This is a genomic window from Pseudomonas sp. Irchel 3E13 (genome assembly GCF_900187455.1).
Classification (GTDB): domain Bacteria; phylum Pseudomonadota; class Gammaproteobacteria; order Pseudomonadales; family Pseudomonadaceae; genus Aquipseudomonas.
In genome coordinates, this window is record NZ_FYDX01000012.1 from 129119 (window position 1) to 144241 (window position 15123).

The window sequence follows — 15123 nt, forward strand, 5'->3', positions numbered from 1 at the left end:
GTCGTTGAATAGACGAGGCCTTCGATATGGCTATCAAGATAAAAATCGCAACTATGGGCATTTCGGCGCTGCTGGCGCTGGGGTTTGCTGCAGTCATCAGCACCGGCCTGATGGCCGGACAGATTCCTGGCTCGCTTTATGGGTTGAGGGATGACCCCAAGGGGTGTTTGACCAAAATTGATGAGAAGGGACAACCGGCGCAGGAGATGGCGCTTGCTCAGCTTCTCAGCTATCACCACCGGAATGTGATTGACGGGTCCGCTGGCGGTTATTGCTACACCCCCCCCACACGCCCGGCCCGATTTTAGCCGCAAATCTCAACCAGTACCCGGTCGCGCCCGCTCCCGGAGTTTTAACGCCAGGCCTATCCAAGCCCAGCCCTCGCTGGGCGGCGGCAGTCGAAAAGAGCAATTTCACTACTTGGTACCAACTGGAGCACATCGATGAATAACAACGATCCAGCCGCGCTTGTACTGCAAGAGCCGGTGTTCAGTGGCAAAGGCAAGAGCCCTATCGCAGATGCTTACGAGCTGACCAAAGCCGCGCTTGTGGTGTATCAAAATCTGTTGGCCGATTCGTTGGGCAACGAAGCAGACGACTACGAGCTGGCCTGTGCTTCCGTGGTAATGGGCCGGAAGAACGTTGGTATTGCTTTCAGTGTGAAAGACCATTGCGTCTATGTTCTGGTTTCTGATGATGGCCGACCAGATCGGAACTATTTGCCGACTTGGCTGCTGGACATGGCCAAGTGGCTGACAGAATCCTTGCGGACTTTCGTGGTGCCGGATCAGGGGAGCGAATTCACATACTGGGGCGACAGCGAGCGCGGTCGTTTCCTCGTATACAAATTCAAAATGGCCGACTCACCGTCGAACGTTGTGCCCGCAGGCACGGCCCCGAAATAAGCAGGGAAACGCGGCATCACTGACGGGACGGACTGCAGGAAAGCTTACCGTGGCGAGGAGGTTTGTTTATGAATACCAAAGAAAAGACTCAGGCCGTCGCTGAGAAAGCCTGGCGCATGGAGCTTGACCTTGAGGAAAAGCTGGTTGCCGCCGGCCTTGGTTATCCGCTTTCGAAAGAGGAAGCAGTCAAGGCGTACAAGGCAATGCTGGAGCCGAGGACAGACACCCCGGAGAACGCAGACTGCGACTGGTGCTACGGCGTTGGTCACGACTATGAAGGTGATCCATGTGTTGGGTGTTGCTTCCCGACTAAAGCGCAATTGCCCGCAATGAACTCCACCTATCACGACCCCCAAGCGTGAATTAAAACAGTTTTCGCATTCGCGAAACGGAGAGGTAACCCGAAATGGGGAATTTTTTGTTGCACCTGATTCTTAGTTGTGTGGCCGTGGCAGTGGCAGTCGGCACAACACACCTTTTGGGTATTGAGTTGCCAGATACCGTGGCCGGAGCGAAATGGGTTTTCTACATCGGAGTCGTCTTCGTCATTGCCATGCAAATGCACAAGTTGGACATGGAAGAGCGCTAGCCCTGAGTTCAAGGAAATCGCTCAGCTATACCCCAGCCCCGGCGATCGGGGCTGAGGACGTAGAGAAGGGTGCGATGCACACCAGGTAGACGCAGTGCCCAGCCAGCGATCTGGGCAGCGACAAAATCCAGGTTGCCCTTGTGGAGGCTGCCAGGGCCCCAATCGGCGCACAAAAAAAACCGCCAGATCAAAGTGCCGGCGGTTTTTTATTTCTCCTGACCCTGGGCGCGGTCAGCGCCTAGATCGAGTCACAACATGCGCAAAGCGGATCTGAAATCACGTCGACTTTACATCGAAATGCACTCCACGAGCCCCGTAGAGGCTCTGGAACCGTTCAGGGGTTTCTCTGCGATGGCAAAAATCGATGCAATCCACGCACAGACCAAAACCATCGTCCCTGTTGTGCCACTGACGCCCGATGGTGACTCCTCCACAGCAAGAACACAGCATCCGTCGGACAGGTAGTCGAACCATCACCGCGAACTCTTGCTTGCCAGCCGCTCCATAAACGCGAGCTCCTCGGACCAGGCGAACATCCTGCCCAGCGAACAACGCCAAGGCTCCCACATCCGTTTCCACAACAGTATTGAGGATCTTATAGCCGGCCAAGGCTTGTGCCGGAGCTGTGCCGAAATCGCAGATCTTGGCTTCGGTGTCGTTGAGGGATTCGGTTATTTGCATGATTTGCTCCATAGGTAGCTACCGCGGAGCAACCCCTTACGGGGGTAGCCCGCGGGGGTTTTGAGGTGTGCTGGTGACCACCAGCTGGGTTTTCTCGTACCTGGTCAACCAGGTTCGAAGAACTGGGGTGAGTCTACAGCGCTCCAAGAATAATGGATATCAGCCAGGGCCATGGACGCCTGGGCTGACGACCAGGCCAGAGAACACGTAAGTGCGAGGCCCACAACCTCACATCTTAAAACGCGTTGGAAGTGACTGCTGAGCCGGCGCCTGCACCGGGCTTGCCGCATGCTCAGCTTCAGAACGGCACAGCGGCTTATTCGCCTCATTGGTCAAGGCGACCAGCCGCGGGGCTTTCTCCCCCTCCATGACGCTCCACAAGCAGCCGTGGCGGTCCTGCAGTATTGCCCCCTTCCCGATCGGCAAGGCAATCCGCTCAAGCCGGTCGAGCACTGCGGCCTCGGGTACCGGCTCCTTTACAGGGGCCTGGCCGGCGCAGGTCAGAACCGGAAGTGTTGAAAGCACAAGAATGGAGAGCATTTTCATTGCATTGATCCGTTAGGCTATGAGGCACCAGGCCCAGTCGTTTTGGGTTTCGCCTTTCATTTTGAGTTGGACAAGCATCGTCTTCGTCGACGTGATCCACGCAAGCGCGTCTTCTCGAAGCCGTAGCTTTGTTGCTGAGGGCTTCCAGTAAATCTCGTCGATACCCAGCACGATCTTTGTGGCCACCGAAGCGACGAAATCCTCAGGGAAATGGGTCGGGCTTTGCGACGCGCATATCAGACTAATCCCGAACTTTCTCGCCTCTTTGGCAATGGTGTTGATCGGATTGTCAGGATCGTCGTCAGCGTAAATGTGGGCCTCGTCCAGGATGATGATGTCCTGGATATGCTCCTGTGGTCCTCGCTCCACGGCCGCCATGAAGAGCTCCTCGAGCTTGAAGAGGACGAATAGCTTCCGCTCCTCCATGGACAGGGCGTGAATGTTGTACCGCCAGATTGGATTGCGTGGGTCGAACGGTGGCGACGCAGGCTTGAAAATCCCGATCGCGTCGAGATTCTGCAAGCGGTCCACCACGGACTTGAGGACGTCCGTGCTGTCGTACTTCATAAGGGAGATCAGCTCACGCCCGGTCTCAATCGACTCAACGTATGTCGAGAACGCGTCGATCGCCTTCTTCTTCGCCTTGTCCAGGTCAAGTTTCTCGGCCTCCTCTGCAAAGTTGGCCTCACCCTTACGGAGGGCTTGAATCACCTTCTTGCGATAGGACTGGGCCGCGCGGTTTGCAATCTCCAGGTAGGTCACAGCGTCTGCACCAGACCCCAGGAATGACTGCTGAAGGATGTTCTGCGCCATCCGCAACGCGTCTTTGATCGACGGATGGGTCCTGGCCATGAGTTTTGGCGGCCAACGGGTCAAAGCCCCCTCATACTGGTCCTGATTGATGTACCAGGAGTAGAGCGGGCCACCGCTCCAACGCGCGCCCAATGCCTTTGCCTCATCCTTCTCGGCCTTGGGCACGTCGAGAAATAGCCTGTTCTCGTGCCCGTCACTCATCATGACGGCGGTCTCGTCCTGGACGTACCAAGTCGAAGGGTCATCTTGTTTGAACCCATACTGGGCATAGACGTCGGTCAAAATATTGCGCAGCGCAGCCTCTTGCTTTGGGCCCATGCTGCGCATCGTCCTGTTCATGGTGGTCATGAACGCCTGGATTCGCTTTCTCACACCACCGAAGTGCGGATCCGGATTGACCTTCAGTGGGTTGAGGCCCCAGCGGGTTTGCTCGGAAAACCGCACCTCAGATGCGCCTGGTATCTCCAGGTCTCCGTGCACATCGAACATGTGCACTCGTGGGATATTCTCCCCTGCGGTTCTCAGTGCCTGGGAGATCATTTTTCGCAGCGTGAAGGTTTTGCCCGAGCCGGACATGCCGACCAGCAGACTGTGTCCATTCACAAGCTTGGAACTGTCCCAGACGATCGGAACATTGTTCCCCTTTTTTAATTCTTGGGCGTCAAGGCCGAATCGAATCTGCATCTACGAGGTTGCCTTTTCACATTGTGCCTAGCGATGCTAGACGGCTGGTGTAAGCAACTGTAAACACTCGGACGGTCGAGGTGTTCTAGGTTCGCACCTGATCGAGGATCAAACTTCGGCCGCTTCAAAGCACCTGGCAAGGTAGCTGTGTGAAATGCTTGATAACTAAGCCGGCGAGAAGATTCTTCGACCCGTTAGGCAGCACTGACCAGGCGAAGTCCGCGGCTCATGTGTGAAAGACGAATCTGCGATTGTGCGAGGGGCTCGCCAGTGCTCGATGAAAGCCTGACAGCGTCCACAAGGCCAGCACCAGTAATTCGCCGCATGTCATCCGAGGCTTTCATCAAGGCCTCAGCACAGGCCCGCATGAGGTCTCCCAGGACCGCCTCAGAAAGCTTGCAGTCGACGCCGAGGTAGAAGCCTTCCTCGCCATCCGAATCCAGGCAGACCAAGCGCCCGACGCGCCTCAGCCAATCGGAGTAGACAGCCATCGCGGCAAACGAGTGCACATGCAGGTCATTGCCGCTGATACGGTAGAGAATGTTGCACCCACCCTGTTCCAGGGCTTCGATGAACAGCGACTGCAGCTCATCACCAGTCACAGACATCACATCCATCGAAATGGCAGCAGACAACGCTGCCAAGTGTGGCGCGAGATTCAAAAAAGGGGTCATGGAAAAGCTCCGCAAAGGTATGGGCTGACGATACCGCCTAACCCGAAAATGCAACCGACGGACCTTCGAGTGTATATTCGGTCGACTTCATTTCTAACGTCGAAGGCCCACAGCCAGCCCGCTTATTGCGGGATCTCTTGGCTGGCATCGAGCAGAGCTGCGGCTACTACTGAGACCTCTTCCCGGTTCAGCATCGCAGTCTCCCCGCTCGGTACAGCCGTCACCTTTACGTGGTGTTCAACCACGTCGACCTGGAGGGCAACCACGGGCGTAGCACCACCTTTGCTGGCAAGCTCAATCGTCACAGGACCCGAGGAACGCCGGCGGGCACGTACAAGCGCTTCCTCAGGCCCTAAGGTGGTTGGCGAAAGCAGGTATTGCTTGGTGAGCTCGGGCAGTGAGCCGAATGCAAGTTCGTTCACCCCGAAGCGTTGGCGCATTTGCCACCCTTGGACATGTGCTCGGTGCTCAATGAAGGTTTCGTCAACAGCCATCCCAGGAAGCCCTACCAGATCTCTCACTGGTAGCCAGAGCCCTTGTGTGAGGTCGAGCCGGTACACCAGTTGAGGCTCGCGGTGCACCGATGCCGAACGGGTCTTCTCCTTTGGAATTGGCCCACCGGCCTCGTCGTAGCGCTCAGGCCAAATCTGCTCTGGCTTCACCCCCAGGCATTTGGCGACCAGATGCTGCAGGCTATCCAGACGAGTCATCCCCAGGTTATCAAGCGCCGAGCGTCGAATGCCCAAGAACGTCGTAAGAGCTCCCAGCACGAAGCCTCGCTCCCGAAGGGCAGACTTAACCCATACCAAGCGAGCCGGCTCTTCAGTAGGTAGCTCGCTCAGATCAGCCGGGCTCCTGGAGTGTGAATCCAGCTGATCGGCGAAATGACGCTGGATAGGTTCTGCGCCTGGAAGCCCGAAAAGTCCCGGCATCAGCGCTTCAATCTGTGATTGGAGTTCATCAGTCCAGCTTACGTTATAGCGATCCGGGAAAAGGGCCCGCTCGGAGACTCCAAGTGCCTTTGCGATTTCAGCTTGAGCCGCTGGGTAGTTCTTCTTGCCGGCTGAGGCGATACCGGTCACTCCCGAAGCCTTTGAGAGTGAAGAAAGCGTTATGCCTTTCGCAAGCAGGGCTACCTTGATCCCATGCCAACGAATTTCCTGCGGGAACTCGGGGTATAGTTCTTTAGTTGTCATACCAAACACCTCGCGTATTTGGTACGACCCTCTCACGAGGCTCTTAATGTGCAAGACCGGGCTCCACTACGGTGTAATAGCCCACCATTGCGTCCTGCAGGCGGATCGGTGCCCTAGTGTACGATTAAGCACCGTCGTCGTCGCAGGAAAATCGCCCTACCACATTTTGACGATGAAAATCGTTAAACTCCCGCAAAATATGCCTATTAAGGCTTCTTTTTCTTCCAAGCAAAAACAGCGAACCCAATGCAAATGACGGTAATTCCGGTCATAGCACTCGCGTACCAGATCTTACCATCCAGTGATGAGTTAAATGCGTCAGCAGCGGAAATGGCGGCCATCACCAAGAAGGCAAACGGCGATGGAAGCACTCCTCCTTTACCCTTTTTCCACTTGTTATTGCCCCTCGCCTCAGAAAGAAGCTTCCTCGCGGGGCCAATCAACTCCCTAAGGTTTTCGCGACTTCGATGGTCATCTCCTAGAACGTTGTTCGGTAGCTCCTGGAGAGTTGCTGCAATCGACTCCACGAGCTCCCGATCGGCGCTGGCCGCAATGCGGATTCTGGCGAGCCCCTCATGCAGCAGGTGAGCTGCCTGGCCTCGAAGAACCCCAAGCTCAGTTTGACCCGTCAACGCATTATCGATCATGGGTCGGGCAAGCCTGGCAACCGCTTCCTCCCCACCCCACTCGCCCAGGACCTGCTCAACCTGAGCGGGCTCAAAATCTGCACATCGAACGAAATACCCCTCTCGCCGAGCAGCAGTGCACAGGCTAGCGATTGCCGATATAGCGCTCTTGCGGTCTTCTGCAGTTGCGGCGAAATGGTCCTGATCAAGGATGACGACATCCAGCCCTGCTTTCTTGAGGTCGTTGAACAGCGATTGAGTCGACACGTGCATGCTCCAGATATCTTTTCACAAGGATCACACTAGAGCGCCACGCAGCAGCACCCAATCTGACCGTACCACTGGTACCAATTGTCCGATTGCCCCTGCCCACTGACCCTTGCTTAACCATGGGGAAGCTCCCCAGGCACTGGACTACTAATTTCACGGTCGAAAAAAAACCGGCGCCAGGCGCCGGTTTTCTATAACTAAGAACAGTACTGTGGAACCCTAACAGGTATCACAGCGCTACAAGATTGTAGTCATCCAGCACCGTACTTTTATTCTTGCGAATCGTGGCTTGGATTTCTTCGACAGTTGGATTTTTCATCCAGAAGGAGATGGAGAAATCATCTCCCCGAGCTGGATGTATCCATGCATCGATTCGATGCGTGCACCCCTGCTTTTTGTACTTTGCATCCAGCTTGGCAATCTCAGCGTTCTCATTTTGAGTATCCGCATCCAATTCAGCTCGAAGTTCGCGCATGATGCAGCTATAGCACTTCCCGTCCTGATTGGTTTTTACCGAGGCTGGGTCAAAGCACGAACTATCACATGTTTTGCACGCCAGCAACCGCACACCACTAAGCATTTTTTGAACATCGTCAGTGGTTGCGGTGTTAAACGATAAAGGCTTGTTATTCAACGAGCCCGTACTACCATTCTGAAGCTTGACAGTGAGCTGAACACCGTACCCAGGATACATCCAGGAACAGGGGTCGATCGTCGCGGTAAACTCAACACCGTTATATACAGCGGTAAAAGATTGGTCTTTAGAAATTGTCATGGTGTTCTCCACATCAAGTAGAGCACCTGCCCCAAGGGGACAGGTAGCCCCGAGGGTTTACATTTCGTAGGGTTACGCCGGCATAACGAACCCCAAATTGAAGTGCTGCGAGCAGCGTTGGTGGCAGATAAACTGCCCTCGATTAGCCTGGAGCATTCCAAGCTAATAGATAGTGAAAACCCACTAGCACGTGTAGAAGGTGATTAGCGGATCTTAGCCTGGTGGTGAAGCCGTCGACAACACCCAGGAGAGAAAAATCAGATCCAAGTTTGGTCGGCGCAAGCGCGGGGGACGACTTCATCTGCATCCCCACCAGGTGGCGCTGAGATATCCCTCGCAGTCGGCCGGCTCAGCCCACGGAGTCTAGTGCTCTTTCAAGCGGGAGATCGCGTCAGGAACACGCATCTGTCGAACACGTTTACCCCATAGTCAGGTGACGATTCCCACAATGGGAATGGCACCCTCCTACAACTCGATCAGCTGCGTGTCATAGCAATGGTGCACACCGCGCCTTTGCAGAACTTCACTGATCACTCTTTTGCTTGGATTACGCATCCAGAAGACCACTTCGGCTTGTCCGATCTCATGCAGCATCCTAACTTGGACTCGATGCGTCATGCCCACACTCTTGTAGAGGCGGTCGTACCTTACCTCGCGGGACCGGGTAGGGTTGAGGCAACCGGTTACCAGGTCTCGCTTGTTGGGCATCTCTAATCCAAACGCGCATCCAGGACTCTTTACGTTCAACTCACTTGGTGCAGCCTTGTGTGCTGCGCTGACAAGGATGCCGGCAACCCAGAGCCGCGCAAGATGAATCGCACGTTTTGGCCAGCTTACATCAGCCCCACGGGCTGCAGCCCAGCAGTGATCGTGCGAGTCAGTGGGCGGAGCGAATTGCGCGAGGTTATTCACGATAGCATCCTGCTTGTTTTGACTTTCATAGTGCAGTGGATGTCGGCCGGCAACCCTTCCAATCCGGACCCAGTTCTGGGGCGGACCTACGAACCCAACAGGACATCAAGGTCAGGGCCAGGCGCCGCAGATGGCAGACTGGCCCCCTTCACAGGCGAGGCGTACTGGGAAGTTCTACTCACCCCGTTCCACCAGTTGCTCCCAAGCTATGACGGCCGCGGAATAGAACAGGACGAGGCTGGTGCCCAGAAGGACAGAGATGGACGCGACCACAGTCAGCAGATTCAAATTGCTCAAGAGCTCCATACGCCCAGCAATTGCGTAGAAAGCAAGCCCAATCGCCCAGGCCAAAACCGCGATGGTCAAAAGCTTGAGCACGATCAGCAGTCGGGTTCCATTGAGACGATGCGTCAAGTACAAGCCGCAGATGATTAGCAATGCAGCAACCAGGTATTCGATCCATCCTGCCGATAGGTAGTAGGTGCCCCCCTGCCCGCCCCTGATTGCAAGCAGTTGGCTCAGAACATAGAACGATGAGATGCAGATGATTGACTTGACGTACTTCATGACAGAAAACTCTACTCACCCTGGATAGGGGATAGAGTCACCGATAAGGAATGGGTTATGGCGTGAATCAGCCCCTAGTTGTGGCTCAAAAGCAATCGAGCCGCCAGCCAAGGACAGCGATTTACCCCATAGTTAGATTCGTAGGTATTCGGAGGCTCCGGATTGGCCGCCAAAGGCAAATGTGAGGGCAAAAGTGCTGGTTTTACCGGTCTGTACTGATTTTGGGGTAAGCCCACCATCGCGCTGATGGGATCCTTGCCTTTCCTCCACCGACCCTCACCGAATCTTGGGAGATCAGATTGCGCACACCCAGCATGTCGCGGTTCCAGAGAGTGAAAAAGCGCAGATCCCCACCGCAACGAGCGCATCGAGCACCGCCAGTTCTGCGTGCTATGGATCCAGCTCTGAGGCAGTTTTGCAGGCCGAGCCCAGCTTGCAAAACGCCTATTACTGCTTAGCCGCCCCCCACCCATTGAAACCGAAAGATTCTTCTGTGGCGCTGGCGAGCATGGTCAGCCCGCTGTGCAGCTAACCTCGCCGGTTTCCAGCCCAGGTGATTTAAGGGGCAGCTCAACCGACACCGGTTCGGCAATAGCAGCTTTCAGACTCTCACGAACGTAGCCAATCGACTCTGCAGCAGCCCTCGGGTGGTTGAGAAGCCAGTATCCAATCACCGATGAATTAGGCTGAGGATTGTCCCGACATTTAGACCCGCGCAAGAGGATTTCCACGTCTCCACGAAGGCTGTAAACATCGTACCCCTGCTTTTCAACGTCTATCCAGTAACTGGCACTAGCCACCTGAAACATCATATCGAGTACGCGAAGGACCACCCCAGCCAGAGGGTCAGGAGATGCCTTGAGGACGCTCATCAAAGGCCCCAAGGCCCGGAGGCGTTCGATACGGATACGGTTCCCCCAACTGATTGCGCCGGTGGTGCGACCGATCAGTTTGGGCAAAGCCACCTGGTGGAACCCCTTACCGCTGTAGCCAAACCAATCGTCAACCTTTTGCCCGCAGGCCCTGCACAAGGTCGAGCTCGCATAGTTCAAGTCGCTGGCCCGACCTTGCTTGCCACGGTAGTGGAACGTAAATACGTCGGTGTGCCCGCACACCCGCCGAGTTGGTGCGCCGTGATGATTGACGGCCATAGTGCAACCCCTGATTTCGAAATGTGAATCCAGTGTCACCCAAAAATTCAAAGTGCAAGGGGCACCCCTTCGATCCTGCTTACACCTGAAAGAGTGGCTGAACCAAACCATCTGAAATCTGCTGGCGCGGGCCTCATCGAAAGCTAAAACGCCAAAAAAGGTAAGGTCTAGGGCTTGTTCCCCACGGAGTCCGTGTGCGTAAAGCTAAGCGGCCGACTGAAGAAGTAATACCTGGACGGCGAAGCTACACCATTGCCAAGCCGTGGCAGTGAACGCAGATCTTGAAGTCACCCCTTCCCGCCACCTGGACCGGAGCGCGGTTCACCTAGCCGCGGGGTCAAACATTACTGAGCGGAATAACAACAGGAACGCCAAGCATTTAATAAAGCGAAGCCCGCACATGGCGGGCTTTTATATGTTGCTAGATCATGTCCCTATTTAAGCAACACAGTAGCGCGAACAGTGGCTGGGAAGCCCTCATTCGTTTGTATCTTTAACCCACCAACTTTGACGGGGCGGTCATTTACCGGACGGACGACAATCGTAACAGTCACAGGAAGGGACCAGGCACCAGCATCGTCTTGGGCACGATAGGTCAAGGATGTCGAACCATTCCAATCCTGCGCTGGATTAAACGTAAGGGTTGATCCAGAGAGCGTTGCAGTGCCGTGCGAGGAATCCGGAGGGGTAACGATCTGGAAAATAGTTGGAGCTGGCGAATCGATATCGGTGGCTGTCAGGACGACGCTACCCGGCGTATCCTCGTCGATTGTAAGAGATTTTGGTTGAGCGACTGGAGGGTCGTTGACCGGATTCACAATGATCGTAACCGTTGCCGGCTCGGACCAAGCGCCAGAACTATCCTGGGCACGATACGTCAGTGAGGTGCTACCGTTCCAGTCCTTCACGGGGGTAAAAGTCAGCGTCGAGCCGGAGATAGAGGCTGTTCCAGTGGCGGCATTAGGGCCGGCAACAATCTGGAACACGCTGGGCGGCGGAGAGTCGATGTCCGTCGCAGTCAGAACAACACTGCCTGTGGTGTCCTCGTCAATAACGAGGTTCTTCGGCTGAGCTACTGGAGGGTCATTGACCGGATTCACAACGATCGTGACCGTTGCCGGTTCGGACCAGGCGCCAGCGCTATCCTGGGCACGATAGGTCAGTGAGGTGCTACCGTTCCAGTCCTTCGCGGGGGTAAAAGTCAGCGTCGAGCCGGAGATAGAGGCTGTTCCAGTGGCGGCATTAGGGCCGGCAACAATCTGGAACACGCTGGGCGGCGGAGAGTCGATGTCTGTCGCAGTCAGAACCACACTGCCTGTAGTGTCCTCGTCAATAACAAGGTTCTTCCCCTGAGCGACTGGAGCGTCATTGACCGGATTCACAACGATCGTGACCGTTGCCGGCTCGGACCAGGCGCCAGCGCTATCCTGGGCACGATAGGTCAGTGAGGTGCTACCGTTCCAGTCCTTCGCGGGGGTAAAAGTCAGCGTCGAGCCGGAGATAGAGGCTGTTCCAGTGGCGGCATTAGGGCCGGCAACAATCTGGAACACGCTGGGCGGCGGAGAGTCGATGTCCGTCGCAGTCAGAACGACACTGCCTGTAGTGTCCTCGTCAATAACAAGGTTCTTCGGCTGAGCGACTGGAGCGTCATTGACCGGATTCACAACGATTGTGACCGTTGCCGGAGCGGACCATGCGCCTGCGCTATCCTGGGCACCATAGGTTAGCGTGGTGGCGCCGTTCCAGTCCTTCGCGGGCGTGAAAACCAGGGTCGAACCAGAGATGTAAGCGGTCCCATGCGCAGCATTAGGGGCGGAGAAAATCTGGAAAACTGTGGGAGGTGGTGAATCTATGTCGGTGGCCGACAGAACCACACTGCCCGTTGTGTCCTCGTCAACAATGAGGGTTTTAGGTTCGGCCACAGGCGGGTCGTTGACCGGATTTACCGATATTGTGACCGTGGCTGGCGCAGACCAGGCACCAGCGCTGTCTTGCGCTCGATAGGTGAGGGATGTTGTCCCCGACCAGTTTGCCGATGGGGTAAAAAAAAGCGTAGTGCCGGATATATATGCAGATCCAAATGCCGGATTTGGAGGAGTGACAATTTCGAAAACTGTCGGTGGAGGTGAGTCAGAATCGTGAGCAGAAAGCGTAATGCTACCTGTAGTGTCCTCATTTAGACTCATGACCACATCTGACACAGTAGGAGGAGTATTTGAAACTACACAATTTCGATTAAATGTTCCATATTTATAGCTGGTCTGCTTTTCCAAATAGTAGTTAATATCATTTTCGCTCTGCCCTGCCTCCAATAACCTAGCGACTTCTGCGCTTATTGCAGGGCATTGATCCCTATTAGTTTTGTATACTCTGTAACTAAATGAAATTGAGCCTGCATAACCTGCAGGGCAAGCAGATGCACCAGTACATGTATACGGAGAGTCGACACCACTCCCTCCGTCCGCATTGACGTAACTCATGAAAGGCCAGATAAATGTCACCAGCAGGGTGTATCTACAGGCGCTAGCTATCCTTCTCATCACATTCGGCATAGACAACCATCCATTTACACAAAATTGGCTCAGTCTATTTTTCCCGAATGCATTCGATGAAGGTGCTCAATTCAGCCCCTAAACAGGGACAGGATAGCTATTGTTAAACACAGGTGAGACCTCATCCGCCATCCGCGGACGGATTCGTAATCACAAGGGCTCACGGTCATCCGATCACCTTGACCCGCCCGTCGCCTGCCCCACAAGCTGGCCAGCACATGGTTGGAGTAGAGTGACTTGCAGGAGTACGGGTGCAGGCTACAACCGTAGCCACGTGGATCGCATCACCGAACAACGCCATGCCTAAGTCAGAAATGGAAAGCCCCGAATTAACGGGGCTTCGAGTAGGCTGTGCAGATCAGAAGACGTCGATCGGGTAATCGACGAATACGCGCAGCTCGTTGCCGCTAATGTTGTATTCACTCGATTTCTGGGAGACGCGCAGGACAGAGCTCCGCACCTTGACGGACAGGTTTTTAGCCGGGCCACTCTGAACGACGTATTTGACCTGGTTGAAGATCTCACGCTCTGTGCCACCCTCGCTTGTGGAGGTTGTGATGTTGTCGCCACGCACATAAGCGAAGTTGTAGCTCAGGCCTGGGATGCCAACCGCAGAGAAGTCAAATCCGTAGCCCAGTTGCCAGCTGCGCTCGTCTTCGGCGTTGAAGTCCGACCAGTACGAGTTAGCCAGGTAGATCGTGTTACCGCCATCGCCAACCCGCCGCTGGTCGCGCTGGTACCCGCCATAGGCATAACCCAGGTTGCTGTCACCGGTGGAACGCTGATGAGCAACCGTGAAGGTATGTGGACCAGTCGCGAACGTTGCCGCCAAGCTCCAGATCTTGTTGTCGTCGCCGGTCAAGCCATTTTGGCGAACGTAAGAGTCTTCCAGCTTGGTGCGGTAGCCGTTGAAGTCGAATGCCAGCGATTGCTGGTCGTTCAGCGGCAATACATAGTTGGCACCCAGGTACTGCTTTTTGAGTACGTCTTCTACGTCCGAGGCGTACAGCGAGGCCTTGAATTGATCGGTGAACTGGTAGCTGCCACCGAGGACATTGATCGATTTCAGGCCGCCACTGTCGCGACCTTCGGCGCTTTTACGCGACTCAGCAGTGAAGCGTCCACCGTTCAGCTCCAGCCCTTTGATCTCCTTGGAGGTGATCAGAGTGCCAGTGAAGCTTTCTGGGAGAAGACGGCCGTTGTCGTAGCTCAACACCGGGAGACTTGGCATCTGGTCGCCATACTTCAATACGGTGTTAGACACACGGAACTTAATCGCTGCCCCACCTTTAGAAAGGTCATCAGGCGCGTTGCCACTGTCGCCAGGCTTGAAGAAGTCAATGCCTTGAGCACCAACACGACCTTTACCACCATCGAGACGGATGGCGTACAGGCCGAAGGCATCTACACCAACACCGACAGTACCCTGAGTGAAACCCGAGGAGAATGTACCGATGAAGCCCTGCCCCCACTCGGCCTTGTCGGAAGCATCCTTGTAATCGCGATTGATGTAAGCATTTCGCAGCAGCACATTCAGGCTGCTATCTTCAACGAAACCCTTGGACTCTGCTTGATCGTTAGCCAGAGCCTGTGCAGCCCCCATGATCCCCAGCACTAACAGACTTACTCGCGACTTCAACATCTTGTTTTTTTTCCTTTATACGTTTAGAGGCGCGCTGTGGTCGGCTCAGCAATCGAAGCGTGGCATCCGAAAATGAAAAAGCCCTGCTCCAGGACGAGTGTTGCGTTTCACTCAAGCTTCTCAACGGGAGACTTAGCTCAGGTTGATCTTGAAGCCCAAGTAAAGACGACGCGCCCCCTGCACAGGGGAGCGCCGCTTTCCTTTGAGTGACAGCATTACGTCGAGGAGTAGGGCCTTTCGGAAAAAGTCATCGCGCACAGCCACAGGCGTTGAATGGATCCTAAACCTAGGATGCTGTATACGTCAATTTTGAGTAGTTCTCCTCCCGCTGCCGCAACCTGGCTGTGTAGCCCCTGAGGCCGCCATCTCAGTTCGCGCCACAGCAGCCATCCCACCTCCTTCTCCGGCCAGGAAGTCCGGCACCTGCATCACTGTGGGGCTTCTTGTTATACGAGGATTCGGAGATAAAGGTGAACTAGCCCGAGATTTTCCGAATACAAAAAAACCCCTGTATCCTTAGGATGCAGGGGTTTCAATAGT

General features: G+C 55.1%; 14 protein-coding genes. 3 read left to right on the forward strand and 11 right to left on the reverse strand.

Features of this window, described 5'->3' with window-relative positions; genetic code table 11:
• The first annotated feature begins 26 nt into the window (after nt 1-26).
• The 3 genes from CKW37_RS21575 (at nt 27) to CKW37_RS21585 (ending at nt 1267) form a co-directional block, all read left to right on the forward strand.
• A complete protein-coding gene (locus CKW37_RS21575) occupies nt 27-308 on the forward strand; it encodes a hypothetical protein (protein WP_095158261.1) in 282 nt (93 codons plus the stop codon).
• A gap of 135 nt (nt 309-443) precedes the next feature.
• Nucleotides 444-905 carry a hypothetical protein gene (locus CKW37_RS21580; protein WP_095158262.1) on the forward strand — a complete coding sequence of 154 codons (462 nt, stop codon included), beginning with the start codon at nt 444-446 and terminating at the stop codon, nt 903-905.
• A gap of 68 nt (nt 906-973) precedes the next feature.
• Nucleotides 974-1267: a hypothetical protein gene (locus tag CKW37_RS21585; protein WP_095158264.1), complete on the forward strand. Its 294-nt coding sequence runs from the start codon at nt 974-976 to the stop codon at nt 1265-1267.
• A gap of 503 nt (nt 1268-1770) precedes the next feature.
• Here CKW37_RS21585 and CKW37_RS21595 read toward each other — a convergent pair.
• The 11 genes from CKW37_RS21595 to CKW37_RS21650 all read right to left on the reverse strand — a co-directional run bounded on the left by CKW37_RS21595 (nt 1771) and on the right by CKW37_RS21650 (nt 14583).
• Nucleotides 1771-2175, reverse strand: coding sequence for a hypothetical protein (locus CKW37_RS21595; RefSeq protein WP_095158268.1), 405 nt, complete (start codon nt 2173-2175; stop codon nt 1771-1773).
• A gap of 228 nt (nt 2176-2403) precedes the next feature.
• Nucleotides 2404-2721, reverse strand: coding sequence for a hypothetical protein (locus CKW37_RS21600; protein ID WP_095158270.1), 318 nt, complete (start codon nt 2719-2721; stop codon nt 2404-2406).
• A 12-nt stretch (nt 2722-2733) separates the two neighbouring features.
• Nucleotides 2734-4218 carry an ATP-binding protein gene (locus tag CKW37_RS21605; RefSeq protein WP_095158272.1) on the reverse strand — a complete coding sequence of 495 codons (1485 nt, stop codon included), beginning with the start codon at nt 4216-4218 and terminating at the stop codon, nt 2734-2736.
• Between the two features lie 194 nt (nt 4219-4412).
• The gene (locus CKW37_RS21610; protein WP_095158274.1) at nt 4413-4892 is read right to left on the reverse strand and encodes a hypothetical protein; all 480 of its coding nucleotides are present in this window, start codon (nt 4890-4892) and stop codon (nt 4413-4415) included.
• Between the two features lie 122 nt (nt 4893-5014).
• Entirely contained in the window at nt 5015-6088 is a 1074-nt protein-coding gene (locus CKW37_RS21615) for a helix-turn-helix domain-containing protein (RefSeq protein WP_143502079.1), read from the reverse strand.
• 206 nt (nt 6089-6294) lie between these two features.
• Complete coding sequence (locus CKW37_RS21620; protein ID WP_143502081.1) at nt 6295-6981, reverse strand: hypothetical protein; 687 nt, start codon at nt 6979-6981, stop codon at nt 6295-6297.
• A gap of 232 nt (nt 6982-7213) precedes the next feature.
• On the reverse strand, nt 7214-7759 hold the full coding sequence (locus tag CKW37_RS21625; protein WP_095158280.1) for a hypothetical protein: 546 nt from the start codon (nt 7757-7759) through the stop codon (nt 7214-7216).
• A gap of 1086 nt (nt 7760-8845) precedes the next feature.
• A complete protein-coding gene (locus CKW37_RS21635) occupies nt 8846-9238 on the reverse strand; it encodes a hypothetical protein (protein WP_095158284.1) in 393 nt (130 codons plus the stop codon).
• Between the two features lie 512 nt (nt 9239-9750).
• The gene (locus CKW37_RS21640; protein ID WP_095158286.1) at nt 9751-10389 is read right to left on the reverse strand and encodes a hypothetical protein; all 639 of its coding nucleotides are present in this window, start codon (nt 10387-10389) and stop codon (nt 9751-9753) included.
• A gap of 434 nt (nt 10390-10823) precedes the next feature.
• Nucleotides 10824-12869, reverse strand: coding sequence for a tandem-95 repeat protein (locus CKW37_RS21645; protein ID WP_159985295.1), 2046 nt, complete (start codon nt 12867-12869; stop codon nt 10824-10826).
• A 430-nt stretch (nt 12870-13299) separates the two neighbouring features.
• Entirely contained in the window at nt 13300-14583 is a 1284-nt protein-coding gene (locus CKW37_RS21650; RefSeq protein WP_095158289.1) for an OprD family porin, read from the reverse strand.
• Nucleotides 14584-15123: the final 540 nt, after the last annotated feature.

Excerpts from the sequence above, each read along its gene's own strand:
- CKW37_RS21580 (WP_095158262.1), top strand. The coding sequence starts at position 444 with ATGAATAACAACGATCCAGCCGCGCTTGTACTGCAAGAGCCGGTGTTC.
- CKW37_RS21625 (WP_095158280.1), bottom strand. The coding sequence starts at position 7,759 with ATGACAATTTCTAAAGACCAATCTTTTACCGCTGTATATAACGGTGTT.
- CKW37_RS21575 (WP_095158261.1), top strand. The coding sequence starts at position 27 with ATGGCTATCAAGATAAAAATCGCAACTATGGGCATTTCGGCGCTGCTG.
- CKW37_RS21600 (WP_095158270.1), bottom strand. The coding sequence starts at position 2,721 with ATGAAAATGCTCTCCATTCTTGTGCTTTCAACACTTCCGGTTCTGACC.
- CKW37_RS21645 (WP_159985295.1), bottom strand. The coding sequence starts at position 12,869 with ATGAGTTACGTCAATGCGGACGGAGGGAGTGGTGTCGACTCTCCGTAT.
- CKW37_RS21640 (WP_095158286.1), bottom strand. The coding sequence starts at position 10,389 with ATGGCCGTCAATCATCACGGCGCACCAACTCGGCGGGTGTGCGGGCAC.
- CKW37_RS21605 (WP_095158272.1), bottom strand. The coding sequence starts at position 4,218 with ATGCAGATTCGATTCGGCCTTGACGCCCAAGAATTAAAAAAGGGGAAC.
- CKW37_RS21595 (WP_095158268.1), bottom strand. The coding sequence starts at position 2,175 with ATGCAAATAACCGAATCCCTCAACGACACCGAAGCCAAGATCTGCGAT.
- CKW37_RS21615 (WP_143502079.1), bottom strand. The coding sequence starts at position 6,088 with ATGACAACTAAAGAACTATACCCCGAGTTCCCGCAGGAAATTCGTTGG.
- CKW37_RS21585 (WP_095158264.1), top strand. The coding sequence starts at position 974 with ATGAATACCAAAGAAAAGACTCAGGCCGTCGCTGAGAAAGCCTGGCGC.
- CKW37_RS21650 (WP_095158289.1), bottom strand. The coding sequence starts at position 14,583 with ATGTTGAAGTCGCGAGTAAGTCTGTTAGTGCTGGGGATCATGGGGGCT.
- CKW37_RS21610 (WP_095158274.1), bottom strand. The coding sequence starts at position 4,892 with ATGACCCCTTTTTTGAATCTCGCGCCACACTTGGCAGCGTTGTCTGCT.
- CKW37_RS21635 (WP_095158284.1), bottom strand. The coding sequence starts at position 9,238 with ATGAAGTACGTCAAGTCAATCATCTGCATCTCATCGTTCTATGTTCTG.